Source organism: Psychrobacter sp. M17(2026), from assembly GCF_055699815.1.
On record NZ_CM146741.1, the window covers coordinates 1,937,779 to 1,963,133 of the forward strand.

General features: G+C 43.6%; 23 protein-coding genes. 4 read left to right on the plus strand and 19 right to left on the minus strand.

The features are described 5' to 3' along the window. Nucleotides 1-521 precede the first annotated feature (521 nt). The 6 genes from ACR63T_RS08165 to ACR63T_RS08190 all read right to left on the minus strand — a co-directional run bounded on the left by ACR63T_RS08165 (nt 522) and on the right by ACR63T_RS08190 (nt 6,512). On the minus strand, nt 522-1,313 hold the full coding sequence (locus ACR63T_RS08165) for an aspartate dehydrogenase (RefSeq protein ID WP_472783654.1): 792 nt from the start codon (nt 1,311-1,313) through the stop codon (nt 522-524). A gap of 36 nt (nt 1,314-1,349) precedes the next feature. Next, nucleotides 1,350-1,763, minus strand: a complete 414-nt coding sequence (gene arfB, locus ACR63T_RS08170) for an alternative ribosome rescue aminoacyl-tRNA hydrolase ArfB (RefSeq protein ID WP_201569333.1) — start codon at nt 1,761-1,763, stop codon at nt 1,350-1,352. Between the two features lie 68 nt (nt 1,764-1,831). Next, nucleotides 1,832-2,698, minus strand: coding sequence for an HpcH/HpaI aldolase/citrate lyase family protein (locus ACR63T_RS08175; protein WP_472783655.1), 867 nt, complete (start codon nt 2,696-2,698; stop codon nt 1,832-1,834). A 315-nt stretch (nt 2,699-3,013) separates the two neighbouring features. Beyond that, nucleotides 3,014-3,775 (minus strand): SDR family oxidoreductase, encoded by a 762-nt coding sequence (locus ACR63T_RS08180; protein ID WP_201569337.1) that lies wholly within the window; start codon nt 3,773-3,775, stop codon nt 3,014-3,016. Nucleotides 3,776-3,837: 62 nt separating this feature from the next. Continuing rightward, complete coding sequence (locus ACR63T_RS08185; protein WP_472783656.1) at nt 3,838-4,623, minus strand: SDR family NAD(P)-dependent oxidoreductase; 786 nt, start codon at nt 4,621-4,623, stop codon at nt 3,838-3,840. A gap of 68 nt (nt 4,624-4,691) precedes the next feature. After that, the gene (locus tag ACR63T_RS08190; protein ID WP_472783657.1) at nt 4,692-6,512 is read right to left on the minus strand and encodes an acyl-CoA dehydrogenase; all 1,821 of its coding nucleotides are present in this window, start codon (nt 6,510-6,512) and stop codon (nt 4,692-4,694) included. A 163-nt stretch (nt 6,513-6,675) separates the two neighbouring features. Between ACR63T_RS08190 and ACR63T_RS08195 the strand changes: the two genes are divergently transcribed. Beyond that, entirely contained in the window at nt 6,676-7,674 is a 999-nt protein-coding gene (locus tag ACR63T_RS08195; protein WP_472783658.1) for a GlxA family transcriptional regulator, read from the plus strand. A gap of 26 nt (nt 7,675-7,700) precedes the next feature. Here ACR63T_RS08195 and ACR63T_RS08200 read toward each other — a convergent pair whose 3' ends face one another. From ACR63T_RS08200 to ACR63T_RS08225, 6 genes are all read right to left on the minus strand, one after another. After that, complete coding sequence (locus ACR63T_RS08200; protein WP_305898390.1) at nt 7,701-8,489, minus strand: ABC transporter ATP-binding protein; 789 nt, start codon at nt 8,487-8,489, stop codon at nt 7,701-7,703. After that, entirely contained in the window at nt 8,482-9,771 is a 1,290-nt protein-coding gene (locus tag ACR63T_RS08205) for an ABC transporter permease (RefSeq protein ID WP_227680215.1), read from the minus strand. Before ACR63T_RS08205 ends, ACR63T_RS08200 begins: the two co-directional genes overlap by 8 nt. Then, a complete protein-coding gene (locus tag ACR63T_RS08210) occupies nt 9,768-11,009 on the minus strand; it encodes an efflux RND transporter periplasmic adaptor subunit (protein ID WP_472785259.1) in 1,242 nt (413 codons plus the stop codon). The genes ACR63T_RS08205 and ACR63T_RS08210 overlap by 4 nt, the downstream gene beginning before the upstream one ends. Before the next feature lie 97 nt (nt 11,010-11,106). Further along, on the minus strand, nt 11,107-11,967 hold the full coding sequence (locus tag ACR63T_RS08215) for a universal stress protein (protein ID WP_201569347.1): 861 nt from the start codon (nt 11,965-11,967) through the stop codon (nt 11,107-11,109). Between the two features lie 159 nt (nt 11,968-12,126). Continuing rightward, nucleotides 12,127-12,378 (minus strand): hypothetical protein, encoded by a 252-nt coding sequence (locus ACR63T_RS08220; protein ID WP_305898392.1) that lies wholly within the window; start codon nt 12,376-12,378, stop codon nt 12,127-12,129. 435 nt (nt 12,379-12,813) lie between these two features. Further along, on the minus strand, nt 12,814-13,119 hold the full coding sequence (locus ACR63T_RS08225; RefSeq protein ID WP_305898393.1) for a type I restriction enzyme endonuclease domain-containing protein: 306 nt from the start codon (nt 13,117-13,119) through the stop codon (nt 12,814-12,816). A gap of 202 nt (nt 13,120-13,321) precedes the next feature. On the opposite strand from ACR63T_RS08225, the gene ACR63T_RS08230 reads away from it, so the two are divergent. Next, on the plus strand, nt 13,322-14,263 hold the full coding sequence (locus ACR63T_RS08230) for an acyltransferase (RefSeq protein WP_472783659.1): 942 nt from the start codon (nt 13,322-13,324) through the stop codon (nt 14,261-14,263). 445 nt (nt 14,264-14,708) lie between these two features. Here ACR63T_RS08230 and ACR63T_RS08235 read toward each other — a convergent pair whose 3' ends face one another. The 5 genes from ACR63T_RS08235 to cobT all read right to left on the minus strand — a co-directional run bounded on the left by ACR63T_RS08235 (nt 14,709) and on the right by cobT (nt 19,520). Then, a complete protein-coding gene (locus ACR63T_RS08235) occupies nt 14,709-16,232 on the minus strand; it encodes an acetyl-CoA hydrolase/transferase family protein (protein WP_305898395.1) in 1,524 nt (507 codons plus the stop codon). A 204-nt stretch (nt 16,233-16,436) separates the two neighbouring features. Continuing rightward, nucleotides 16,437-16,859 carry a tetratricopeptide repeat protein gene (locus tag ACR63T_RS08240; protein WP_472783660.1) on the minus strand — a complete coding sequence of 141 codons (423 nt, stop codon included), beginning with the start codon at nt 16,857-16,859 and terminating at the stop codon, nt 16,437-16,439. Nucleotides 16,860-17,037: 178 nt separating this feature from the next. Then, nucleotides 17,038-17,619 (minus strand): histidine phosphatase family protein, encoded by a 582-nt coding sequence (locus tag ACR63T_RS08245; protein ID WP_472783661.1) that lies wholly within the window; start codon nt 17,617-17,619, stop codon nt 17,038-17,040. Between the two features lie 18 nt (nt 17,620-17,637). Beyond that, nucleotides 17,638-18,450 carry an adenosylcobinamide-GDP ribazoletransferase gene (gene cobS, locus ACR63T_RS08250; protein ID WP_472783662.1) on the minus strand — a complete coding sequence of 271 codons (813 nt, stop codon included), beginning with the start codon at nt 18,448-18,450 and terminating at the stop codon, nt 17,638-17,640. Further along, entirely contained in the window at nt 18,450-19,520 is a 1,071-nt protein-coding gene (cobT, locus tag ACR63T_RS08255) for a nicotinate-nucleotide--dimethylbenzimidazole phosphoribosyltransferase (RefSeq protein WP_305898398.1), read from the minus strand. Before cobT ends, cobS begins: the two co-directional genes overlap by 1 nt. Nucleotides 19,521-19,650: 130 nt before the next feature. Here cobT and ACR63T_RS08260 point away from each other — a divergent pair, with 130 nt between their 5' ends. Beyond that, nucleotides 19,651-20,811: a glycerate kinase gene (locus tag ACR63T_RS08260; protein WP_472783663.1), complete on the plus strand. Its 1,161-nt coding sequence runs from the start codon at nt 19,651-19,653 to the stop codon at nt 20,809-20,811. Between the two features lie 132 nt (nt 20,812-20,943). Here ACR63T_RS08260 and ACR63T_RS08265 read toward each other — a convergent pair whose 3' ends face one another. Then, on the minus strand, nt 20,944-21,282 hold the full coding sequence (locus tag ACR63T_RS08265; protein WP_201573524.1) for a RidA family protein: 339 nt from the start codon (nt 21,280-21,282) through the stop codon (nt 20,944-20,946). Nucleotides 21,283-21,367: 85 nt separating this feature from the next. Further along, nucleotides 21,368-22,627, minus strand: a complete 1,260-nt coding sequence (locus ACR63T_RS08270; protein WP_472783664.1) for an NAD(P)/FAD-dependent oxidoreductase — start codon at nt 22,625-22,627, stop codon at nt 21,368-21,370. Nucleotides 22,628-23,241: 614 nt separating this feature from the next. On the opposite strand from ACR63T_RS08270, the gene ACR63T_RS08275 reads away from it, so the two are divergent. Continuing rightward, complete coding sequence (locus ACR63T_RS08275; protein ID WP_472783665.1) at nt 23,242-25,224, plus strand: hypothetical protein; 1,983 nt, start codon at nt 23,242-23,244, stop codon at nt 25,222-25,224. Nucleotides 25,225-25,355 lie beyond the last annotated feature (131 nt).

The following is a 25,355-nucleotide window of genomic DNA, read 5'->3' on the forward strand; positions in this document are numbered from 1 at the left end:
AAACACGTCAAATTGCTTTGTCTGTCAAGAGTTTAATATTAAGTTCAATATTATTGGTATCAGGCATGGCGCACTTGGGCAGAACCAGAGTCGTTATCTCTTGCAAATCAGGGAGTAGTTCGGACAATTAACTTTAGAATATCTGATACGGTTTGGGGGTACATCTACAGACCGCTAAATGACTTCCTTAATACCTTTCACGATCATCCTTTGACCGCTACGCTTAATCACAATTGATAATACACCCATCATTATTGTGCAAGACTCATCGCTACTCGATGAGATAGGTGCGTTGAACTGTTTTTGGTTGATGCCATATTACCATAAAATTACAGTGACTAAAAATATATTAATCAACTTGATTTATTTAATGAGGTTGGGCTTGCGCTTCAAGTATCGCCCATTAAAAGCGAAAGGCTTCATTACTTATACTGACTAATACTGAGTTATTTATTGGTAACGACTATTTTTCTTATTGTTTTGCTTATTGCCTTGCTTATTACAAAGCCTGAGCTCTGCCTTTACATCTGGTAAACCTGATCAAGCTGACAGCATAATCGTAGCGCACTAAAAGCCGCTAGGCTCGACGTCTTAGGGTTTTCAGCTAAAGGTAAGCCTATCATACTGATCTCAAGCTGACCGAACACACCTTTTGCTACAATATGATGAATATTATGCTCAAGCGTCGGATCAACGATTAGCTCAACCTTAGTATCATCTAGACCTACCCCTGCTAGCGCGATAGTAGCGGCCACATTAGCGTTAGCAGGAAACAAATTAGCCGCTTGCCTAGCGCTACCGGTAAAAAACACTTCAGCTTGCTCTAAGTTATCATAGTCGATCAGCTCATCGGCATGACTGCCCTTCCAGCTCTCAGGTTTTTTGCGGCCTTGATAAGTCACCTCATTGAGTCCTGCTAAGCTTGCCGCATTGATACCATCAATACCCGCGACAGCTCCAGCTAATATATGGATTTTTACCCCATTTTTTTGGGCAGTATCATGCAAAACGCGTGCAAACTTGTCATCAGTAAAAGCACCTACTGATACGATACCAAGAGGGATACCTCTCTCTAAAACCCCAATAGCATGCGCTTCAAGACCACTTTGCCCTGCCATCTCAACAGCTAAGTCAGGTGTATCAGACAATTCATTGACCGTTGTAATAACCTTTATATCATCGCCAAGCTCAGCTCTTATTTTATCGGCACCTCTTTCACTGGCTATAATTGTTGACAGGACGACAGTCTCAGGTAGCATCTGATGGACTTTTCTTGCCATCGAGCCGTAGCCTATAAACATAACTTTTTTCATAACTCTCCCTACTTTTTACCTATCTATTTTTATCTTTTAATAATCGACCTTACCACGTAGCACTTTGGTTTTGCCGCGCTGAGTCTTTTTGTCCACGCGTTTACGTTTAGCGTTCCTGCTTGGTTTCGTAGCCTTGCGAGTTTTGGTGACGTAAGTGGCTTTTTTGATAAAGCTCTGCAAGCGTTCAAAAGCGTCGGCTTTATTTTTTTCTTGGGTGCGAAACTGCTGAGCTTTGATAATAAGTACGCCATCTTTGGTAATACGTCCATCTTTACTATCGATGAGGCGCTGTTTATTAACAGTGCTTAGACTGGATGCGGTTATATCAAAACGTAGGTGTATGGCGGAAGATACTTTATTGACATTTTGACCGCCTGCTCCTTGCGCACGAATGGCGGTAATCTCAATCTCACTATCATCGAGGCTGATACTAGGTGTAATAAAGATCATAGCGTTTTACTAAGGTGTATTGAATAAGGTATGTTGAATGATTAACGAGGTTTTATCATAACCTATTATTAAATGTTCGGCCACTTTGCCAATAGCTGACGACAACGCTCAATCACTGGCGCATCCACCATATTACCATCGACTTCAAATACCGCCTCATGACTCCGTTCATACTCGACGACTACTCGCTTGGCAAAATCAAGCTCAGCCGCGCTAGGTTGCAAGGACTGCTGGATAACGGCCACTTGCTTAGGATGAATACACAGCATGCCTGACAGACCCATTTGCGACCATAGTATTACTCTATCATAAAGACCTTTGTTATCCTTAAAATCAGGATAAACAGTATCGATAGGAGCCAGTAACCCTTGCACTTTGGAGCTAACTAACAGCTGATAGCGAATCTGATTGGCAATATGATCAGCCGCTGGCGTGCCAACTTGTACGTTTAAATCATTACACAAATCTAAGAATCCATAGCTAAAAGCCAGCAATCCTGACGCACCTGCCATGTTATCGACTTGAGACAATCCTAACGCGGTTTCAATCAGAGCAATAACGGGTAAGTTAGTCGCTTGATTCACATATTCGATAGCGGCGGCTTGCTCAGCTTTGGCTAGTATTACGCCAGCTAGATTTGGCAACTGCTGACACAGCGCGATATCTTCCATAAACTCTACACTACTCGCCCTATTAACTCGTAGCCAAATAGGCTGATAGTCTTGACTGTGGTAATAGTCTTGTATAGCTATACGCGTTTGTGCTTTATCTGCTTGAGCGACGGCATCTTCTAAATCAACAATAACGGCATCCGCGCCACTGGCAAAAGCTTTTGCCACTCGCTCCATCCGAGTCGCAGGCACGAATAACCAGCTATTAATGTTGGCGAAATCGTTATGAGTTGCGATAGTTTTTTCAGTACTGTTTGACTGCATTTTTGCTATAAACCTCAATCATATCATTTGTATTGTTCACAGTATAACTAGCTCTAAAGTCAGATTACTATAACATTGAGTTAAGAAGTAATCTGGTTTATGATTTATAGATTCAATTTATATTTTAAATATAGCAGTAACATTGATTATGTGGCTGATACGATAGTAATCGTGTCGCAATACTAGTTTCTTGATGATAATCAATGACTTAATATTAATAGTATAAAAAGCACAGTCTAAATAATAGTCTGTGCTTTTTATTGATCTGAGGATATGTTTGTTTATAGCGTTGCTAAAACCTAAGCCAACATTAACCTAAGCCAACATTCCACCATCAACGATAATACAAGCGCCCGTTGTATAGCTTGAGGCATCAGATACTAAGTACAATACCGTCCCTGCCATCTCATCAGGGTTCGCAACACGTCCTAGCGGAATGGCATGCAGTGCCATGTTCAATACTTTATCATTAGAGGTCAGCGCTGAGGCAAACTTAGTGTCTGTTAGCCCTGGTAGTAGTGCATTAACGCGAATATTGAGCGGACCGCACTCTTTGGCAAAGGCTTTGGTCATGCTAATAACTGCGGCTTTGGTAATAGAATAAATACCTTGCTTATCGCCTGCTACTATACCATTTACCGAAGCGGTATTTAAGATAGCACCACCACCCTGCTCGGCCATCATCTGACCTGCGGTGGTTGACATAAAGAAGTAACCGCGAATATTGACATCGACGGTTTTCTCGAACGCTGCTACATCCGTATCCAGAATATGACCATAATAAGGGTTAGCCGCGGCATTATTGACTAAAATATCAATGCGCCCAAAGCTGTCTTTAATATGCGCAAAGATGGCCTCGATTTGATCCATCTCACCAACATGACAAGCAAATGCACTGGCCTTGCCACCATCTGCCACAATACTATCGGCAACCGCTTGGCAGGCATCGATTTTACGACTAGAGACGATGACATGTGCGCCTCTTGTAGCTAGCAGGCGCGCGATAGACTCGCCAATACCGCGACTAGCGCCTGTCACTAAAGCAATCTTGCCTGTTAAGTCAAATAAGTCTTCCATTACTATTCCTTATGTTTTTATAGTTTCTGTTTATTTATAGTGACGTTCATTTATAGCGCAATTTAAGCCAACATCCCACCATCTAGAGTAAAGGCATGACCATTCATAAAGCTGCTCTCATCACTCGCCAGCCAAGCAATGGCGCTAGAGACCTCTTCTACTTTTCCTAAGCGACGCAGTGGACTGGCATTGATAGTGGCTTTTTGCGCGCGCTCGTCCATTTTGGCCATCGTATTCTGTACCATAGGCGTATCGATAAAGCTCGGACATACGGCATTAAAGCGAATATTGACCCGCGCATATTCATGAGCGGCTGACTTAGTAAGACCCATCACGCCATGTTTGCTCGCGCTATAAGCCGATAGCAGCGGCGCTGAGCGCAGACCCGCAATAGAAGCCACATTGATCACATGACCGCCACCACTGCCCGCCATACAAGCGACAGCCGCACGCATACAGTGCCAGACGCCTTTTAAATTGACCGCGATACTACGATCAAAATCATCGTCACTCAGCTCATGCATCGGCTTAGGGTTATGATCGATACCTGCATTATTAATCACGACATCGAGACCGCCAAGCTCTTTCATAGCAAAATGAAATAGTGCACGTACTTCATCGCCATTGGTCACATCGACCTTTTTAAAGGTGATGCTATTGCCTGCGTCTACTCCTTGCCGAGCAATACTTGCCCCTAGCTCCTCATTCATGTCACCGATGACCACTTTAGCGCCCCGACTAGCTAGCAATAGTGCGCTTGCTGCGCCAATACCTGATGCGCCACCTGTGATCAGGACTCGCTTACCTGTAACATTCGATGCTGGTAAATTTAATATATCTGTCATCATTACTTCCTTTTATTGAATATCAGAGTTCGAGCTGTGCTATTTTGTAAACTGGTAACATTCTACATATGCTAAAACCACTGCGCTTGCATGTCAGTACACACCGCATTGTCATTATTTAATAGCGCAATATCGCGCTGGATAGTCGGCAGCTCCCAATCGATAAAGTACTTAGCCGCCTGAATTTTACCTTTATAAAAGTTTTGCTTATCAGCATTTTGCGAATCGTTAGCTTCTACATTAATAAGCAGCTGCTCAGCTTTGCTGGCTTGACGGATCCAAATCCAGCTGACTACAATTGAGGCAAATATATTCATGAGCGCTTGCGCATTACCTGTCAGAGTAATAGCTTTTTCGGTAGGTAATACCTTGCTTAGATGCACTAACACGTCATGCAAATGTCCCATATAAGGCGTGAGTTTACCTGCCAGCTTAGCCGTCTCAGGGGTGGTGATACTCTCCAAATCAGTGGTGATTTCACGCTTTAGAATTTGAATACCTAAGCCTTTATTCTGCCATAACTTACGAAAGGATAAATCCAGCGCCTGTACGCCATTTGTGCCTTCGTGGATAGGGTTGAGTCGATTATCGCGCCAGAACTGCTCGGCATGATACTCTCGGGTGTAGCCTGCACCGCCTAGCACTTGAATACCTAGATCATTGGCTTTTGGCCCATATTCTGACGGCCAAGCTTTGAGTACTGGAGTCAATAAATCAAGCAATTCAGACAACTCGCTTTTAAGCGTATCGTCATCGGTAGTGTTAATACGGTCAATCAAATTTGAGCCATATAAACACAATGAAATACCACCTTCGCTATAGGCTTTTTGTGCCAGTAGCATACGTTTGACATCACCGTGATTGATGATAGCGGTCGCGTCATGCTCAGGTTTATTGTTCGGGGCGATACGACCTTGAGTACGGTCTTTAGCATAATCGAGCGAGTACTGATAACCGCGATAGCCAATCATCGCCGCGCCAAAGCCAACCGCGATACGCGCCTCATTCATCATCTTAAACATATAACGCAAACCAAAATGCGGCTCGCCTACCAGATAGCCGTGACATTCGCCTTTATCACCAAAGCTCAGTGAAGTAGAAGTCGTACCGCGATAGCCAAGCTTATGCAGCAGCCCCGTTAAGTGCACATCATTACGCTCGCCTATTGCACCCTCATCACCCAATCTAAACTTTGGTACGACAAATAATGAGATGCCTTTAACCCCACCCGGCCCGCCTGGAATCTTGGCCAATACTAAATGCACAATATTGTCAGATAACTCATGATCGCCCCCAGAGATGTAAATTTTGCTGCCCTTTATTCGATAAGAGCCATCATCTTGTAGCGTCGCTGTGGTTCTGATATCGGCCAATGATGAGCCTGCATGCGGCTCAGTCAGTGCCATCGTACCCGTGAATTCACCCGTCAGCATACGCGGCATAAAGGCTTGTTTTACCTCATCGCTGGCAAAATGTGAAATCACATTGATCGCAGCGGTGGTCAAAAAAGGATAGGCGGTCGTCGAAGGATTAGCCGCCATAAAATAACCGGCTACCGCTGTCATCACAGTCTCTGGTAATTGCATCCCACCATCGTCAAAGCTATAGCGACCTGCGATAAATCCTGAATCACGAAAGGCATCAAACGCGACTTTGACCTCATCGATCATGCTGACGGTTTTGCCATCGAACTGCGGTTCGTTTTTGTCTGCGATATGGTTATGCGGCAGAAACAAGTCTGTTGCTATTTTTTTGGCAGTATCTAACACCGCATCAAAGGTTTCGCGGTTATGCTCATCAAACTTCGCACTACTGCAAAGGCTCTGAGTATCCAAGACATCGTACAACTGAAAGGGTAATTCAAAGTCATTGATAAGGGTATCGGTCGCCATAATATGCTCTCTGTATTGATCTATATTGACTTATAGTGATAAAAATTAAAGGCATTAAAATTAGTATTTATCAATAGTAAGCTAATTTAGCGACTTACCGTATTGTCATTTATGACATAATTAAGGTCAAATAGGACAATAATTAGTAAATAAAGGAAATCCAATGTCACAGGCAGAGCCTTACAAGGTTATCGTTCTTGGGTTTGATGGTGTACTCGGTAGCGTGTTGGCAGGCGCTTTAGACTTGTTTTCATTCACGGGGGTTAGCTGGCAGCGTTTTTTGGATCAAGAGGTTACGCCAAGATTTAAGGTACAGATTGCGAGCCTTGGCGGCGTCGATATTCGCTGTAGCAATCGCCTGAGTCTGCAAGCCCATTGCGATATCAACGAAGTTATAGAGTGTGACTTATTATTGATACCGACTATTGGTGATTCTATCGATAAAGTGCTGTTGCACAATCAGTTATTGATACCTCATATTATTCGCTTGGCTAATACCAAAGCGGATGTCGCCAGTAACTGTAGCGGAGCTTTTTGGTTGGCCAAAGCAGGATTGCTCGACGGACGCGCCGCAACCACTCATTGGGGCTATGCTGATAAGTTTAAGCGCGATTATCCACAAGTTGACTTGCAACAAAACCAGTTCGTCACCCAATCGGATAATATATTTTGTGCGGCAGGAGGCAGCGCTTTTTATGATTTAGCGCTGCTATTGATAGAGCGCTATTGCGGGCGTGAGATCTCAACGCAAGTGGCAAAGACCCAGATTATCGATAGTAAAAGAGGTAATCAGAACAGTTATACTAATGTGACCTTGTATAAGCCTCACAGCGATCAGTTGGTTAAAAAGGTACAGGATTATATTGAGAATAATTTTGAGCAAGCGCTATCAGTAAGTGCGCTTGCCACTCAAGTTAATATTACGCCACGTACTCTAAATCGACGATTTCAATCGGCGCTAAATTTGCGACCGATTGAGTACATTCAAGCAGTCAGAATTGAGCAGGCCAAACGTTTATTAGAGTCGAGAGACGTCAGTATCAAATCGTTAGCAGATCAAGTGGGTTATAGCGATATCTCTTCTTTTACGCGGCTCTTTAAGCGCGCAACAGAGCTGACGCCAAAAGAGTATCAAGACAAGTTTTCGCGGATAGCTGTTTAGCTTAAGGATTTATTAATAAAATAATATTAACTATTAAGCGAATCACTCTCAATACGTCCATCCACTAGATTGATAGTACGATCACAGGACGCTGATAGGCGCGGATCGTGAGTGACTAGCAATACTGCGCAATCACGCTCACGATTGACCTTACGAAACAGCTCAAACACCTCCCCTGCCGTGACCGTATCCAGATTACCCGTAGGTTCATCAGCCAGCAATAAGGCCGGCTCAGTGATCAAGGCTCGTGCAATAGCCACACGCTGCTGTTGTCCACCTGAGAGCTCGTTAGGCTTACTGTCAGCAAAGCGCTCTAGACCAACCGCTGCCAATAACTCTCTCGCTTTTTGGATAGCTGACTTATCTGGACGACCTTGCGTCAAGGTGAGCGGCATCAGGATATTATCCAAAGCGCTAAAGGCTTGGATCAGATGATGGAACTGAAACACAAAGCCAATGCTATTGCCACGCAAAGCGGTGCGGCCAGCATCATCCATAGCGCTGGTGGCTTGACCCAGTAGATACAGCTCACCGCTGGTCGGCTGATCCAATAAACCTAACACATTTAACAAGGTGCTTTTGCCAGATCCTGAAGGGCCGATTAATGCGGCAAAGTCGTCGTTACTAATCGTCAGATCGATACCGTGCAGCACTTCAATCTCATTGGGTTGTCCGATGTTATAGGACTTTTTTAGAGCCTCTAAACGCAAAACTTCATGAGAGTGATTGAGGTTAGACGTTGACGGCTTAGCCAGAGACTGGTCGGCATTATCCAAAGTATCGGTAAGAGTATGGCTAGAGTCAGGATTAGACATAGCGAATGGCCACCACTGGATCAAGGGCTGCGGCGCGCTGGGCTGGGATAGCCGCTGCTATAATCCCCGTTAGCGTTGCTAGCAGCATAGTTATTGAGATCAAATTTATAGATATTGGAATCGTAAATATACTGGGCCCAAAGGTATTGAACGACCAGACTAATATATAGCTGACGCCACTACCGACAATCGAGCCTAATAGGCCGTATATAGCGCCTTGAACTAAGAATACTCGCAGGATTTGCTGACGGGTTGCGCCCATAGCTCGCAAGATACCGATCTCGCGCGTGCGCTGTACGACACTGACTGATAATACACTGGCGATGCCAAAAGCGCCTGAGATCGCTACAAAAATTACGATCATATTACTCGATAAACTTTGCGCAGTGAGACCACGCAACAGCTGAGCATTAGTCTCAATCCAGCTCTCCGCCTGTAAGGAGGTCAAGCGCCCCACTTGCGCGGCGATCTCCTCTGCATCAAAAATATCTTCGACGGTTAAATCAATGACAGTGATACCACCTGGCAGACTGAGCAGAGACTGCGCTTGCTTTAAGTCTAAATAAACGTAACGAGCATCCAGCTCTCGTACACCCAGCTCAAAGATACCGGCAATATTGACCACGGCACTGTCGTTGTTGCTATTAACGCCATTGGCGTTGTTGCCAGCACCAATATTTATAGTGCTACTATTACTGCTGTCTTGAGCAGTATCTAAGCGCAACTTACTGCCGACTTGTACACCTAAATTTTTGGCCAGCTCACTACCGATTAGTACATTGTCCGCACCTACGCGTAGCTCGCCACTCACTAAATACTCATCAAGCGGGATGATTTGTTGATAACGTGCCAGATCAGTACCGACCAATATTACTGACTCTAATGCCTCACCACGTCGAACAAACCCAGGCCCAGATACGTTTGGCGATACAGCGGTTAGTAGCGGTAGCTGATCTAAGGTATCTGTGATCTGCTGCCAGTTATTAATGGATCGCAAACGCTGTGGACGTCTGTCCTCTTGTATTAACTGTAGCGTGTCATCATGAGGCGGCACTATTAGATTGACTTCATCTGGCGATACTAAGCGAATATGAGCCTGACTACCAAGCGTACTATCGATAAGGTTAGTCTGTAACCCTTGGATTAGTGCGGTGATGAATATAATCACTGCAACCCCTATCGCAACTCCTAGAGTAATCATTAGCGACTGTACGCGCCCTTCACGTAAAAAACTAATGGCAATAGTAGCTTCAATCCAAAGCCTACCAAAAAGGGCTGTCAATTGACTGTCCCCGCTGCTTGATTTTCAACGCTTGTCGTCGTTGTTATCTGCTCATCAGTATTAGCAAAAGACGCTGATTGTTGGGTGGTTCTAACTCGTGCGCCATTATCTAATGCAAGCGTTGCATCAACCAGTATCTCATCGCCAGCACTCAAACCTGAGAGTACCTCTGATGCTGCTAACCCGCGTAGTCCTAATGTCACTGGCTGGCGTTGTACTCGACCCTCACGCAACAACCAGACCTCGGCATTATCCCCTCTAACGTTAGCTAGCGCATCATTAGGAACGACCAATGCCTTGAGGCGTCGATCGGTCTCAATGTTGACTGAAACGGTCATATCTTGACGCAAAAAATCAGGGACAGGATCGACGGCCAATCTGACTTCGACCGTTCCGCGCTGCGGATCTATGCTTGGTGCAATAAAGCTGATACGTACGGGAAACGCCTCATCAGGATAAGCATCAGCAATAGCAATCGCCTCTTGCTGCACGGCCAATCGCGATAGATTGCGCTCATCCAGCGGTACTCGTATCTCAGTATTGCCATCGAGAGCGATCGTAAACAGGCCTTGACCTGGCTGTACCAAATCACCTATCTCGACAGTACGGCTAAGAATAGTGCCTGATACTTTGCTACGGACTTGGGTCTTATCCAATTGCGCCTGCAAAGCTGCAATGCGCGCGCGTAATAAGTCCTCTTCGACACCGCCAGCGGATAATGCATTTGCTCTTAGGCGAGCGTTTTCGAGATCATTACGGGTTTGTGCTTGCGCTTGAATCGCCTGCTCCATCTCTTCGTCAGAGATAGCTGATATCGCTGCTAGATCACGCCTACGCTCGACATTACGGCTCGCTTGCGCTAGCGCCACTTGGGCATTGGCCAGATCTACCGTTGCCTGTGGACGGGTGCTACTTGTCAGCTGTGCAAGCTGTGCCTGCGCTTGACTTACTTGAGCGGCAACCTCATCGGAGCTCAGGGATAGTAATAGATCACCTACCGCTACTTGCTCGCCCTCTTGCACTAGTCGCTCTACGACTACACCGGCCACTTCGCTACCAATCTCAGTACGTGATACGGCGACGACTCGACCGGTCGCGACTACGGTTTGTACCAAGGGCATCGAAGATATGGTATAGCTCGGTAATAGCGGTCCTTGCCACCAGCGAAAAGTCAAAAAAGCAGCGATAACTATAACCAACCCTATGATAACGATAGACTTATAAGGAACCGCGCGCAATGACTTTCTCCCGCTTAACATAGTGTTTTCAAATAGCTACTGGCTTTTAAATAGCTAACAGCTTTTAAGATAGCGCTTGGAATGACACAAGCTCGCTTTAACGCACCAAGATCACAGGCGACGAGGTGCTAGCGATAATCTCAGTCGTCGTACTACCTAGGAACAGCTGCTGCCATTTCGAGCGACCATAAGCACCAATCACCATAATATCGATGTTATGCTCAGCCTGAAAAGTTAATAAACCATTAACCGCATCCGTTTGTGGCAAGTGATGTGATGTGACCATAAACCCTGCATCCATCAGCTTTGCGGCGGCCGCGGCTAAATGGTTTTTTGAGCTATCATCATTATTACCTATCATCACGATATGACCGGACATACCTTTTAGCACCTGACTTCTAGCCACCAGCTCAATAGCTCTTATAGAGGTCTTGCTAGCATCAAAGGCTATCATATAGGAGTTAGGCGTGGTGAACGCTTCTGAGCAAATCAAGATAGGCACACTCGAGGCACGGGCGACGGTTTCGATTTGGCTACCGATATTGATACGGCTATCTTTGTGATCTTCACCACGCCTTCCCATGATAATAGCGCGGTTTTTTGATTTGAAGTGTTCGATGGCGGGTAGCAGCTTACTACGGCGCTGATAAACATTAACGTCTACAGCAAAGTTTTCTTTAATATGGCTCTTGGCATCTTCTACTAAGGCATTGCTATAACTATTAGCAATCTTGGCGCGGTGCTCATCAATCTGCGATAGTTCTTGTAATAGTATTTGCCGACTATCTACCCCTATCGAGCCTGACAAATCGCGCCTCGTAGACGCTGGAACCTCAATGACATTCAATAAAGCCACGGGCATATTTAAGCGTTCGGCATACCAAGACGCGTAGCCACAGACAGACTCAGTCACTGCTGAACCATCGATACAGGCTAAAATGTGCTGCTCTATAGTCATGACTGCTCTCCTTAAAATTTAATGAAGTTTATATTTATACTTACTTATATTGATACTAGGATGCTAATTTAGTCTAGCATTATTTATCAGTGATATCCGCTATCATGCCACTATTCAGTAGTTCCTGAGCTTTTATGGGGCTATTTATTATAGCAGTGGCTAATACTCGACCGTCAAAGGCATCAACAGCACCCCTATAATAATGAATGGAATACAAAGTAGCGCTTTTATAACAGGGTCTTTGCACTGCGCCCAGCGGGTGATAATAAAATACAGATTAGCGAATGGTAGGAACAAATATAATAAACCCCATAACACTGACTCACTAAAGGCAATGATAATCAGCTTGACGCTGTAGATAAAAGCGATAATCATGCCAATGAACAGAAAAATCATTCCTATCGTTTCCACACAATGCTCCTAAAATAAATTTATTTAAAGTTGAAATTTTATATATTAATATTATTCTGCTCTACTTATAGCTCAATAGTATTGAACGCCTGTCAACGTATAGTTTTTCCAACTACAAATAAAACACTTCATTCAAAACCTGTGTTTTTTACCAAATTGTTTTGACCGTTATAACCTTATCTCACTCTTGTAAAATGCTCGACCAAAATATAAGAAAAATGCATAAAAAAACGCGCTGCCCAATACTATATCAGCAGCGCTCACTGTTAAAGAATTTATCGCGGCAATCACCATGACAAAAGTCGTAGGAATAATAGGTAGCGCATAGCGTAATAGTTTATGATGCCAAAAATAACCACTTAAGAACATCAGTCCTACTAGTATTATGAACGCAAGCCAAGTATAAATTTCACCAGCTAATATTGAGATAACAATTTACACCACCCGATGCTTCTTAGAGTTCTCCGCTTGCTTAAATATCTCTTTGTAGACCTCTTTTGAGTCCACAGGTGGATAGCACCACTCATCGAGCAATATCATCAGATCAAACTCTAGCTCCGTTTTAATATCATCGCGCTTGTTCCAATCCGTGTACTTAGCCTTATCGTTTACCAGCTTTTTAACTGCTTTAGCTAACTCAATGAGTTTATCCTCTGGATAGTTAAGGTTATTCTCGATGGATTTTGTAAATGAGTGCAAAGGACGAAAGTTTATGATCAATAGTAATCGGTCATCCATCATAATCCGTCACAGCACAAATGCTTGGGATTATAGCGCACATTAGCACTTTGGATAAGAGCTATCGTCTCTCAGCTGAATCTGTATCATCACCAGTCACGCGCGACTTTATACACGCCTAGGGATATCTGCTAAAATCACTCTGCTCAAGTCGTATCGTAATTATAATCACAACCAACAACACAGGGTATAGATAGGATCTAATATGCAACTGGCCCCACTGTTTCAAAAAGTACATAAGCGCGCGCCAAGACTCGGTAAAGCCTTGTCGCTTGCCACTGCGACTGGCGTTATTTTAGGAAATAGTTTTGCAGGTAGTATCCCTGTGTGGCTGATGGGCGCAACCAAAATAGTAACGGGCGCTGCCATAGCAGACAAAGCGGTCATAAAAATCGCCAATCATTGGATCAATAGTAATAACGCCCTAATCGATACCATACTACCGCAAAAGGACTGGCGCATTAGCTTGCCTGATGATGTGCATATCAATGGCAAATATCTATTGATATGCAACCATCAATCGTGGGTCGATACCAGTGTAGTACAGTATATTAGCCAAGATCGGCTGCCGTTAACACGGTTTTTTACCAAGTTTGAGCTGATCTATATCCCTATCGTCGGGCAGACCTTTTACTTTTTAGACTTTCCGATGATGCGTCGCCACTCCAAAAAGAAAATCGCCAAAAACCCAGATCTCAAAGGTCAAGACATCATCGAAGCCAAACGTGCCTGCGCCCTACTTAAAGGTAAACCTTTTACTTTGCTTAACTATCTAGAAGGCACGCGCTTTACCTCAGCTAAGCGCGATAAGCAGCGCTCGCCTTATAAGCACTTGCTAAAACCACGGGCAGGCGGCTTAGCACTAGCGATCAGTGCCTTAGGCTCAGATATCGATGGTATCTTAGATATGACGATTGTCTATCCTGATGGCATACCGAATTACGGCGATCTATGGCAAGGCAATATTCAGCGCTTGGGTGTTGATGTGCGTTATATAGCGATACCTAACGGCTTATCGAGCGCTATTCAAAGTGGCGGTTACGAGAATGAGGATAGCGTCAAAGCAGAGATGTTCGACTGGGTGGCACAGCTATGGCAAGACAAAGATACGCGTATTGATGAGATGCTGGCTGGGTTTGAAGAGTAGACTTTGTAGAAGGTGCTGAGTTGTAGGCTGGCGCTTTTAGCCCAGCATTTCATAACTGAAAGTAAGTTTTATAGCTTTTGTAGACATCATCTTGCCCAATAATAATCAAGGATCAATATTCACAGCTTGAGGCTGCTGAGGCGAATAAGCATGACATCCGAAAAGCAAATATGTACTAGGCGTAGGGTGCATTTTATGCACCAGAATTTAGAGTTAAACGGTGCTTAAAAAGCACCCTACGACTTAAATAAACTTTTTGCCGAATTTAATTTTTTGCTGGGCTAAAAACGCCAGCCTACGGATTAGTTATTAACTTATCAATATGTATAAGCAATGAGCTTTAAAAAAATAATACTCCCTATTAGCAAAAAAACACCACCATAAAAAATACCCCTCATCTATTTAGATAAGAGGTGTTTTTTTGATATACGAAAAGCGAATAAACTTACTTAATACGCATATCGCCTGTCTCTACAAAACGCTGATGCCATGATAAGGCTTCATTTAACAAGTGCGGCGTATGTAGTGAGCCCGCTTTTTCAGCGCGCGCATAGTAATCTTGTAGCATTGGACGATAGTCTGGATGTGAGCAGTTATCGATGATCAGCTTGGCACGTTGACGCGGTGACTTACCACGCAAGTCAGCAAAGCCTTGCTCAGTGACGATAAACATAACGTCATGCTCAGTATGGTCATGATGCGATACCATAGGCACGATAGAAGAAATAGCACCGTCTTTGGCAGTCGATGGGCTTACAAAGAATGAGAAATGCGAGTTACGTGTAAAGTCACCTGAACCACCGATACCATTCATCATCTTAGTACCCATGATATGGGTTGAGTTGACGTTACCATAGATGTCGGCTTCGATCATCGCATTCATAGCGATGATGCCTAGACGACGAATCACCTCTGGATGATTGGTATACTCTTGTGGACGCAGAATCAGCTTATTACGCAGGAACTCAATATTGTCATTGAAGCGCTGTAGCGCATCAGGGCTAAACGATAGCGCGGTTGCTGATGCTGATATCATTTTACCGCTTAATACTAGATCTAGCATACCGTCTTGTAATACTTCGGTATAACCCATCAAGTCATCAAATGGGCTATCTTGTAGACCCATTAGCACCGCGTTTGCTACGTTACCCACACCAGATTGTAGTGGTAGTAAGTTTTTCGGTAGGCGGCCTTGTTTGACTTCATGATCCAAAAACTCAATGATTTGTGAGGCGATGGTTTTGGACTTCTCATCTGGATCGGCAAACTTACTGTTTCGATCAGGCGCATCCGTCATCACGATACCGATGATTTTATCAGGATCACACTCTAGATATGGCGTGCCGATACGATTGGCTGGCGCGACGATAGGGATAGGCTGACGATGTGGCGGCTCACCGATATCTGTTGGGATATCATGCATGTTCTCAAGCAGCATGTTTTGGCGTACATTCACCTCGATGATGACTTTTTTGGCGGTCTTAAGCCACTGATTATTAGTACCGATACCCATAGAAGGAATAATTTTGCCTTCTGGTGTGATAGCGGTCGCTTCGATCAAAGCGATGTCCATATCACCATAAAAGCCAAACCTTACTTGCTGCTCAAAGTGTGATAAGTGCATATCGACATAATGCGTGTTACCCGCATTAATACCGTTACGCAGCGCAGGATCTGACTGGAATGGTGCGCGAAAGTTGATACAGTTGGCCTCTGCCAATACGCCATCACAATCCTGAGCGGTCGATGCACCAGTAAGCATACCAATGCCGAATTCTTCACCACGGGCATGGGCTTCTTTAGCGATATTAGCGATAGCCGTCGGTACAAACTTTGGATAGCCTGCGCCAGTAAAGCCTGCAATACCAAGAGTCATACCATTTTTTACAAATGAGGCGGCTTGCTCGGCTGACATAATCTTGTTACGTAAGCCTTCGTGTTGTACGCGATCTTCGTGATTCGTTGACATATTATTTCCTAGTGACTTCCCTGTTAAAATAAAATCTCTATAGCATTATGCTAGGAGGAAAAGTATTACCAAACACATAAATGTAAGTTCGTTTGTTTTTCATTGCAATATATTAAACAACTTCACAACAAAATGCGAGTGGATTAACCCTAATATTAAAATGGTTATGTGATGGGGGTTCATTTTTAACGGTTCGCGCTAAAACTACTCTTCTACCAAACTTGCCAGCATCTCATCAATCTCTACCTTAAACTCACGATCCTCAATTTTATTAGCGCTGACTTTAGCATTTTGTAGACTAGTGATAGCCGCGTCTTTTTGACCCATCTCAAGCTGAAGTACTGCCATAGAAAACGCAATCGACGATAAATGATCTTTTGAGTTAATCGCTGTTGCTTTACCTAAAGCTTTTTCGTATTTGACCAGTGCCTCATCCATATCTGCGGTAAAATCCGCTAGCGTCTCCCACTGCTCAGGGTGATCTTTATCAGTATTTTCATTATCTATGCATAACGCTTGCAGATCCTCGTAAAATTTATCAAAGGCCACTTGGTCGCCTATTCGATCGGCTTCTAGTAGCTCTTCTGCCAATTTGTAAATAGTTTTATATATCTTAGTGTTAATCATAAACCTTCCTTTTTTAAAATATTATTTGAGCCAAATAGAGTGCATTTTATAAGCCCAATCACGCCGAATTTAAAGTTTTATAAATATTAGAATCTGTTGAACAGCATTGATTTATAGCATACGTAATTTAGATATCGGTGCATAGAATACACCCTACATTATATTAGTTTTATGCAATCTATCTAAACGATTTTGATAATTCCTTTGGTAATTCCCCTGACAAATCAAAGACACTTAACTCATTATAAGCGACTGCCCTTGGCCAATCGATAGCTAAACTCGGTACCTCTTGCCCATTAGTGATCATCTTAGCCGCATTAATCCAGCCTGCATGACCGACGGCTAGTATAGCGCTATTCTCTGATGCTCGCGCCTTCAACCACTCCTCAACCCGATTAAATAACTGCTGCAACATCTCACCATTGTCAGGGGCAAAAGTCGCAAAACTCTCGCACCAATCGTCAATCTCTCGCTTCGGTATTTGCGTCCAATACAGGCCATCCCACGCGCCAAAATTTAGCTCAGATAGCTCAGTGGCGATATGACAGGTAAAACCTCGTTTTTGTAAAAGTTGCCCAACCTTTTGTGAGCGCTGTAGCGGACTGACCCAAATCACTTTGGGCAACTGATTCATACGGACGAAGCGCTGAATCTGATTAGCAAGGCGTTTGAGCTTACGCGTATCGACAGCCATATCGGTCTGCCCAAGACAAATGCCCTGAGCTGCTGGCTTGGGATGTCGCCAAATATACAAGGTCATGGTCAGCCTTAAACTTTTCTAAAAAGGTAGCGTTACTGCAAGCCCTGCATAAATAGCCACTTCGCTAAGCTGCTGTGTCGCACCCAATCCATCCCCAGTATAGCCGCCTAAGCGCCTACGTAATAAGCGCCGCATATAGTCTGTAGCGATAAGGGCTAGCATAATCGCTAATAATACTTGCCAAATACTGATCAGCTGGATAATCTGAGGGAATAGGGCTAGCACTAGAATAATAGCCAATATGACCCAACCACTAGCAAATAATGCTTGTTGCGGCGTTAGCTGCTGCGCCATAGGTTTGGCCTTGGCATGTTCCAGCTCGCCGCCATAAGGTAGTAGCGCTATCAGACTGATACATAAAAGCCGCGAGGCACTATGAGCGATAATTAATGCCGCTATCGCTACCAGCACAGGCATAGTAGCGAGTAGGGTTATCTTTAACAGTAGCGCTGAAACCAAGCCCAAAACCCCGTAAGTCCCTAACCGCGAGTCCTTCATAATCTCCAAAGTACGCGCACGAGTCAGACCACCGCCGAGACCATCGCAAGTATCGGCAAGACCATCTTCATGAAACGCACCGGTTAACTTAATACTAAAGACCGTACTGGCAACCGCAGCCACTAACGGACTAAACAGCAAGCTTGCCAGCCAAAACACCACCGCGCACAGCACGCCGACCAATAACCCAACCGCTGGAAAGTGCCGACTACTCTGATGCAGCCATTGCGGATCATAATGGTCAAATGAGGGCACGGGTATACGGGTCAAAAACTGAATAGCGACTAGTACTAAGCGGGCTTCATAGTGTATACGCTTAAACAACGATGACATTAGTTGTTTTTCTCACTGTTGTTTTTCTCACTGACACCTGCATCACTAAAGCTTGCCATCTCATTAATAATGGCACAAGCCGATTGTAATAGTGGATAAGCTAATACCGCGCCGCTACCCTCGCCTAAGCGCATTTGCATATCGAGTAATGGCTCAGCGCCTAGTAATTTGAGCAATTGCGCGTGTCCTAGCTCGACCGAATGGTGCGCAAATACGGCATATTGCAAAACGCCTGGCGCAAGACGTTCCGCGACCAATAGCGCTACGCTGGCGATAAAGCCATCGATCAATAACACACGCCTATCGCTAGCCGCTTGTATTAAAGCACCTGCCATCATGGCAATTTCCAGACCGCCCAGTGCCGCCAATGTTTCTGTAGGTGATTTTGCCTCACTATGACGCTGTAATACTTGCGTCAAAATAAGCTCTTTATGCTGCATTCCTGCATCATCTAGACCCGTACCACGTCCGATACACTCAGCGATAGGCAAATTGCCAAGCCTAGCCAGTAGCAAGCTTGCCGCTGAGGTATTGCCAATGCCCATTTCACCGACGATTAACAAGTTACCTGTTAATGTTTTGGCCACCTCTATACCGTTATTTAAAGCAAGCTGACATTCTGCATTCGTCATCGCAGGCTCGCTTAGCGCATCACGACTACCCATGCGCACTTTATAGTCGAGCAATTGCGTAAGATCGATATTAAAGCTTGCAAAGTCTACCGCTACCCCAGCATCGACTACTTTTAGCTCGATATTATGCTGACGCGCTAAGACATTAATAGCCGCACCACCTGTCAAAAAGTTCACTACCATTTGCGCGGTCACACTGCTTGGATACGCGGATGTACCGTGTTTGGTCAAGCCGTGATCTGCGGCGAACACGCGGATTTGTGGCTGATCAATGTTCGGTGTCATCACTCCTTGAATCATACCGATTTGTATAGCCAAAGTCTCTAATCGCCCAAGCGATCCTTGTGGCTTAGTTTTATTATCTAAGATCTGTTGTAGCTGCTGCTGTAATGGCTCATTAGCCAATTTAATAATCTTGGGGGCAATAAAAGTAGACAAAGGATTATCCCAATAATAAACAAATGGTATAGATCAAAAAAGCGCGAGCTATGGTAGCAGATTATACCGATTTTAATGCTATGATTGATAAACTTAAGCCTTGAAAACTAACCTAACAATAGAGTCATTTATGAAAATTCTAATCGCTCCTGACTCCTTTAAAGAAAGCCTAAACGCCCTTGAGGTATGCCGCGCTATAAAGTCAGGGTTTACTCAAGTATTCCCTGACGCTAATTATACTTTATTACCCATGGCGGACGGCGGCGAAGGCACCTCTGCTGTCTTATCCTATGCGCTTGGTGGACGCTGGAAAGAAGTACGCGTTCATGACCCCATGATGCAACCCATCATAGCAAAGTATTTACTATTACCTGATGCTACGGCAGTGATAGAAATCGCTCAAGCTTGCGGTTTGCATCTGCTAACTGTCAATGAGAGAAACCCTTTGAGCACTAGCAGCTTCGGGGTCGGTGAGATGATTGCAGATGCGCTAGATGAAGGCGCTAAACGCATTATCATCGGTCTTGGCGGCAGTAGCACTAACGATGCAGGTTTAGGCATGCTTATGGCACTAGGTATCATGTTCTATGATTACGATGGTGACTCTTTAGCACAAGGCGGATTGCAACTTGCTCGCCTGCAACATATAGACGAGAGAAAATTTAATCCAAAGGTTTTAGACACGGTTTTTACAGTCGCCTGTGACGTGACTAATCCATTATGCGGCGAATTGGGTGCCAGCGCTATTTTTGGCCCGCAAAAAGGGGCAAATCCTGAACAAGTTGTGATGCTTGATAATGCTTTAAATAACTTTGCTATCGTTTGTAATCAGCACTTTAATAATGACAAAGACTATCAAAATATAGCAGGCGCGGGTGCAGCGGGCGGGCTTGGTTTTGCTTTAATGACATTTTGCGATGCGCAGCTGCAATCAGGCTTTGCCACCGTTGCCAAAACCGTGCATTTGGCTGAGCATATTGCGGATGCTGACTTAGTCATTACAGGGGAAGGAAAACTTGATGCGCAAACCGCTATGGGTAAAGTTGCCAGCGGTGTCAGTCAACTTGCAAAAAAGAATAACAAACCTATTATCGCCATCTGTGGCAGTGTAGATGGCTCAGGGCTGAATGATCTAGATCCAAAAAACAATAGTCAGTTCGATGTGGTGATGCCAAGCATTCAAAAGCTAGATACTTTGGAAAATATCTTAGATAATGCCTATAGTAGTATCGAAACTACGGCTAAAAATATCGCTGCTAGCATGCGATTGGGTCAGCAGATTTTGAATTAATGTTATAAGAGAAGGCAAAAGTACAGGCATAAAAAAGGACACCATAATCATTATGATGTCCTTTTTATTTTACCCTGCTAAAACTATGCCATTAAAGTAAGCAATCAGACCTACTTAATTAAACTTAAGCCATTACTCAGCAGCGATAACCGTTACTTCTACCAATAGCTCAGGACGCGCCAGTGCTGACTCACCACAAGCGCGGGCAGGTGGCTGTACGCCTTCAAACCACTTATCCCACACTTCATTCATCGCGGCAAAGTCTGACATACTCTTAATCCAAACCGTAGCCGATAGCATCTTCGATTTATCGCTGCCAACTTCGTTCAATAGACTCTCTACTTTTTCAAGACAAGTGAGCGTTTGTGCTTTGATATCATCTTCTGCATTACCCACTTGACCACATAAATAAATGGTCTGATTGTGAATGACCGTTCTACTCATACGCTGAGTGCTATGTAACTTTTTAATCATAATGTATCCTAATTATATTGTTTATTAGGGCGTGTTGAACATTCGACAGTGCCTTCTTGTGAATGTTCAACACGCCCTAGATTTATTTAGAAAAACGCTGCGCATTGAAAGGTTCAACATCTACGGTTGTAGGCTTATCGTGAATCAGCTCTTCAACCAGACGACCCGTAATCGGCCCAAGTGTAAAGCCTTGATGACTGTGACCAAAGGCAAACCATAACTTATCATGTTTGAGCGCAGGGCCAATAACGGGCTTCATATCTGGCATACAAGGGCGCGATCCTGCCCATGCTTCACTCTCAACCGCCTCGTCTAATGGTAATATTTTTCGCGCTAGCTTGAGTACGGTCTTGAGCTGACCAAAATTCTTTGGTGCATCCATCGTGGTCATCTCAGCACCTGTTGTGATACGAATGCCTTGCTGCATCGGCCCCATCACAAAGCCTTTGTCCATGTCGAACATACTATGATGAATCGTATTTTTGGCACTGACTTTGAAGTGCTGATGATAGCCACGCATAGGGAATAATGGCAAATTATAACCTAACGGTCTAATCAATTCATTCGACCAAGGTCCTGCGGCTACTACCAAATCATCACAGTAATAAGTCTCGCTATCGGTGACGACTCTCCAGCCATTGTTATCGTTATCCGAATCAGGAGTAATCTCTTTAACGTTGGTTTCTTTTATTTCCCCTCCCATCTGCTCAAAGTTTTTGGCATAAGCTTTGACCAGTAAGCTTGGATTCGACACCTGCCAAGAATTCAACCAATGAATAGCACCGACAAAGCCATCGAAGTTTGCATTTGGCTCCATAGTCTTAAGCTCGTCTAAGCTCAGTACTTTATGCTCAACACCCTGCTCGCGATCAAGTATCGCAGTATCAGCAGCTATCTTGAGCGTCTCTTTGGAGCGATGTAATTGCAGCCAGCCATCACGAGTGATCAGCTCATCGGCACCTGAAGCCTCAATCATCGTCTGATGCTCACTGGTACAATGCTCAATCAGCGTTTGCCACTCGCTTTCAATTTGCTTAACCATAGCAGGTGCTGAGTACTTCCAATACTTTAGTAAGGCTTGGTGATAACGCAAGATGGCTGGTATACGATAACGGATATCAGTGCCTTGATTGGGCATAACTCTAACCAATTCAGTAAGCTGACGCGGAAAAGGATGAGTATGAATCGCCTCACGTTGAATCAAGCCTGCATTACCGTAAGAGGTTTCAAGACCTGGTAATTTGCGATCGAGCATCAAAACTTTTGAATTGTTTTTTTGTAAATGCCAAGCTGCAGAAGTACCGACCATGCCGGCACCGATAACAATAACGTCATAACGCATAACATATCCTTTTAGAATAAGTACTACTAGGTATTAAAATCTGATCAATGCTACCGCGGCTAATCATAATAAAATAATCGCTAACAGTAGCCATTCACATCTCTAAATGCAGAAGTGATAGTAACGCGAACTTATCAATTAAGGAACCCATATTTAACAGTATTTTTATTGCTCCATACTGTTAGTTATTGTTGATCGTTTTGGTTAATACTATTGCTCATCTATTAAGTTAACAATTGTTTTTAGATAAAAGCGCGCCTAGGTTAACAAAGGCATTCTAGGTATTTTTAACTAGCTGTAACCCTATATAAAAAATGATGATTTCTAATATTTATTGGCTATTAGTTGGCGCAATTATTGCAATATTTAACTAACAATATTTGGTTTGATTTGATTAAAACGTTCAATAAAGTCGTTCAAACTGGGAATGTATCAATTATGAGCCAAATTATACTGATAGACATTTACTGTTCTTATACACTATGCTTATGTTAGTGATATATTTTAACTTAATAAAACATCGAAGAGGTTATGAAATGATAGTCAGGAAATACCTAGAATCTGAGTCACTAATTAGATTCAGCATTTGCGCTTTATCACTAATAGGCCTAAGTTTGACTAGCCATTCAGCATTTGCTGCTGTTACCTGTCCCGCTGGTTATATTCCTGATGAATTTTCAAACTCAGATTATACTAATTTAGCACCTGTTATTTCACCTCCTGCTCCTAACAGTAATCAGAATACAATTGGCATAAAGAACGAGAGTTATCTGATTACTTCTAACACTCTGGTTACTAACGGCACTTTGGACACCGGTGGAACAAACGTATATCAATCCTCGACACTTGAAGGAATTCAAATCTTTCGATTCTTTCAAGATTTTGCTAATAAAACCAGTACACGAACTGCCTCTTACACTTTTAAGAACAAATTTGATAATCAATCGCAAGCACTCGATAATGTAAGTATAAGCTTATATGATATAGATTCAAGCTATGTTGGAAGAGACGGCGCTGGTAATAGATACTTTGAGTTTTTTGATCAAGCAACCATTACAGGTGTTACCAGTACAGGAGTGACTGTCAATCCTATTTTAAAGTCTAAGGGTTCTGGCATAAGCAACTCAGCACCTTATCGTCAAACAAATTTGACTAGTAGCGTTGGTTGTGGTGGCTTAGATGATAATTGCAGAGTTTCAGTAGCTTTTAGTCAGCCTGTTGTTAAAGTAGATATCACCTATGGTAATAATCCTGACTTGAATTATTATGATCAGGCTGATGATGATGGAGATGGAGTACAATTTAATGATCCAGGTGATCAACTTGTGGATATTAAATTTGACGGCTACTGCTATCTACCGCAACCACGACTTGTCTATAAAAAAGAACTTGCAGATCCTCGTAAGGCAGATACTGACGAGTTTGTCGTTCAAATAAAAGATAATACAAATAACTCAGTAGTAACTAATAGCATTACCACTACTACTACAGCGGGTGCAGGTAATATCGTCACCAATGGAACTGGTACTACTGGTACCTTTAAAGTCGATCCTACTAAGACTTACACATTAACTGAAGCTACAGCCGGAACCACAAACATAGCAGGTTATGCTGATGCATATTCATGTAAAAAGTCTGACGGTACGACAGTAACGACGTTAGATCCACAAAACTTAAAATTAACTTATGGGGATAACTGGACTTGTACTATCACTAACAGCTTAAAGCCTTATACCTTTTCAGGTATCGTCTTTAATGATAACGGTGGTATCACAGCGAGTAGTAATAACAGACAAAACATATCGTCTACTTTTATAAATAACGCCAGCTACTTTAACGGTGTTTTTGATAGTGCTACTGAATCTGGTATCTATGACAGTAACTTGCAAATACGTTTGACTAACTGTAATGGTAGTGACATCGCCACCACCTCATCCAATCCGCAACTGGTGTCCGACGTTCAAGCCACTAGAGGCAGATATAACTTTATAGTACCAGCGAGCGCACTTACCAATTCGACTAAGGTTTGCCTCGTTCAGAGCGAGCCAAGCTCATGGACGTACACCGTAGATACTACGTCTAACAATCGTGAGGTTACTTTAGTCAACAATGTCTATAATTATAAGACTGAGAGTAATGGCTCTCGAAATTTAGACTTTGGTGAAGTACAAGCTGATAACGCCGCCTTAGTACTGATAAAATCACAGTACGTCCATAAGTGTAATAACAATTTGAACTATCAAAGCGTGACTAACAACACTGATCCAACCGTAGGCTTTAGCATCAACCCTATCAGTGATATCAAGCCAGGTAACTGTATTGCTTATCGCATACAAGCTTATAATCGCGGTCATATCGGTCTTCAGCAGGTGCGCATTAGTGATGTGCTACAAACCTCTCCAGTGACCTCAAGATTCCAGCAGCCAACGCCGTTATTCACGCCAACTTCAGTGGCTAGCCCAACCGTAGCTTATGATACTAATGGTACGATCCAATCCAATCTATTCAACTTGGCAGCGACTCAGCCTACCGCAACTCAACCGACATCAGCTATACTATATTTCAATACGAAATATGGTACGACTGAAGCACCATAAACCAAATCAAGCTCTATCGTTGGCAGATCAATAAGCTCACGATAGAGCTGACAGTTTGAGGTTTTTGAGTGATGTTTTTGGTTTATAATGCAGCGCTATGAATATGCTATTCAAACGATGCAAAAATAGCG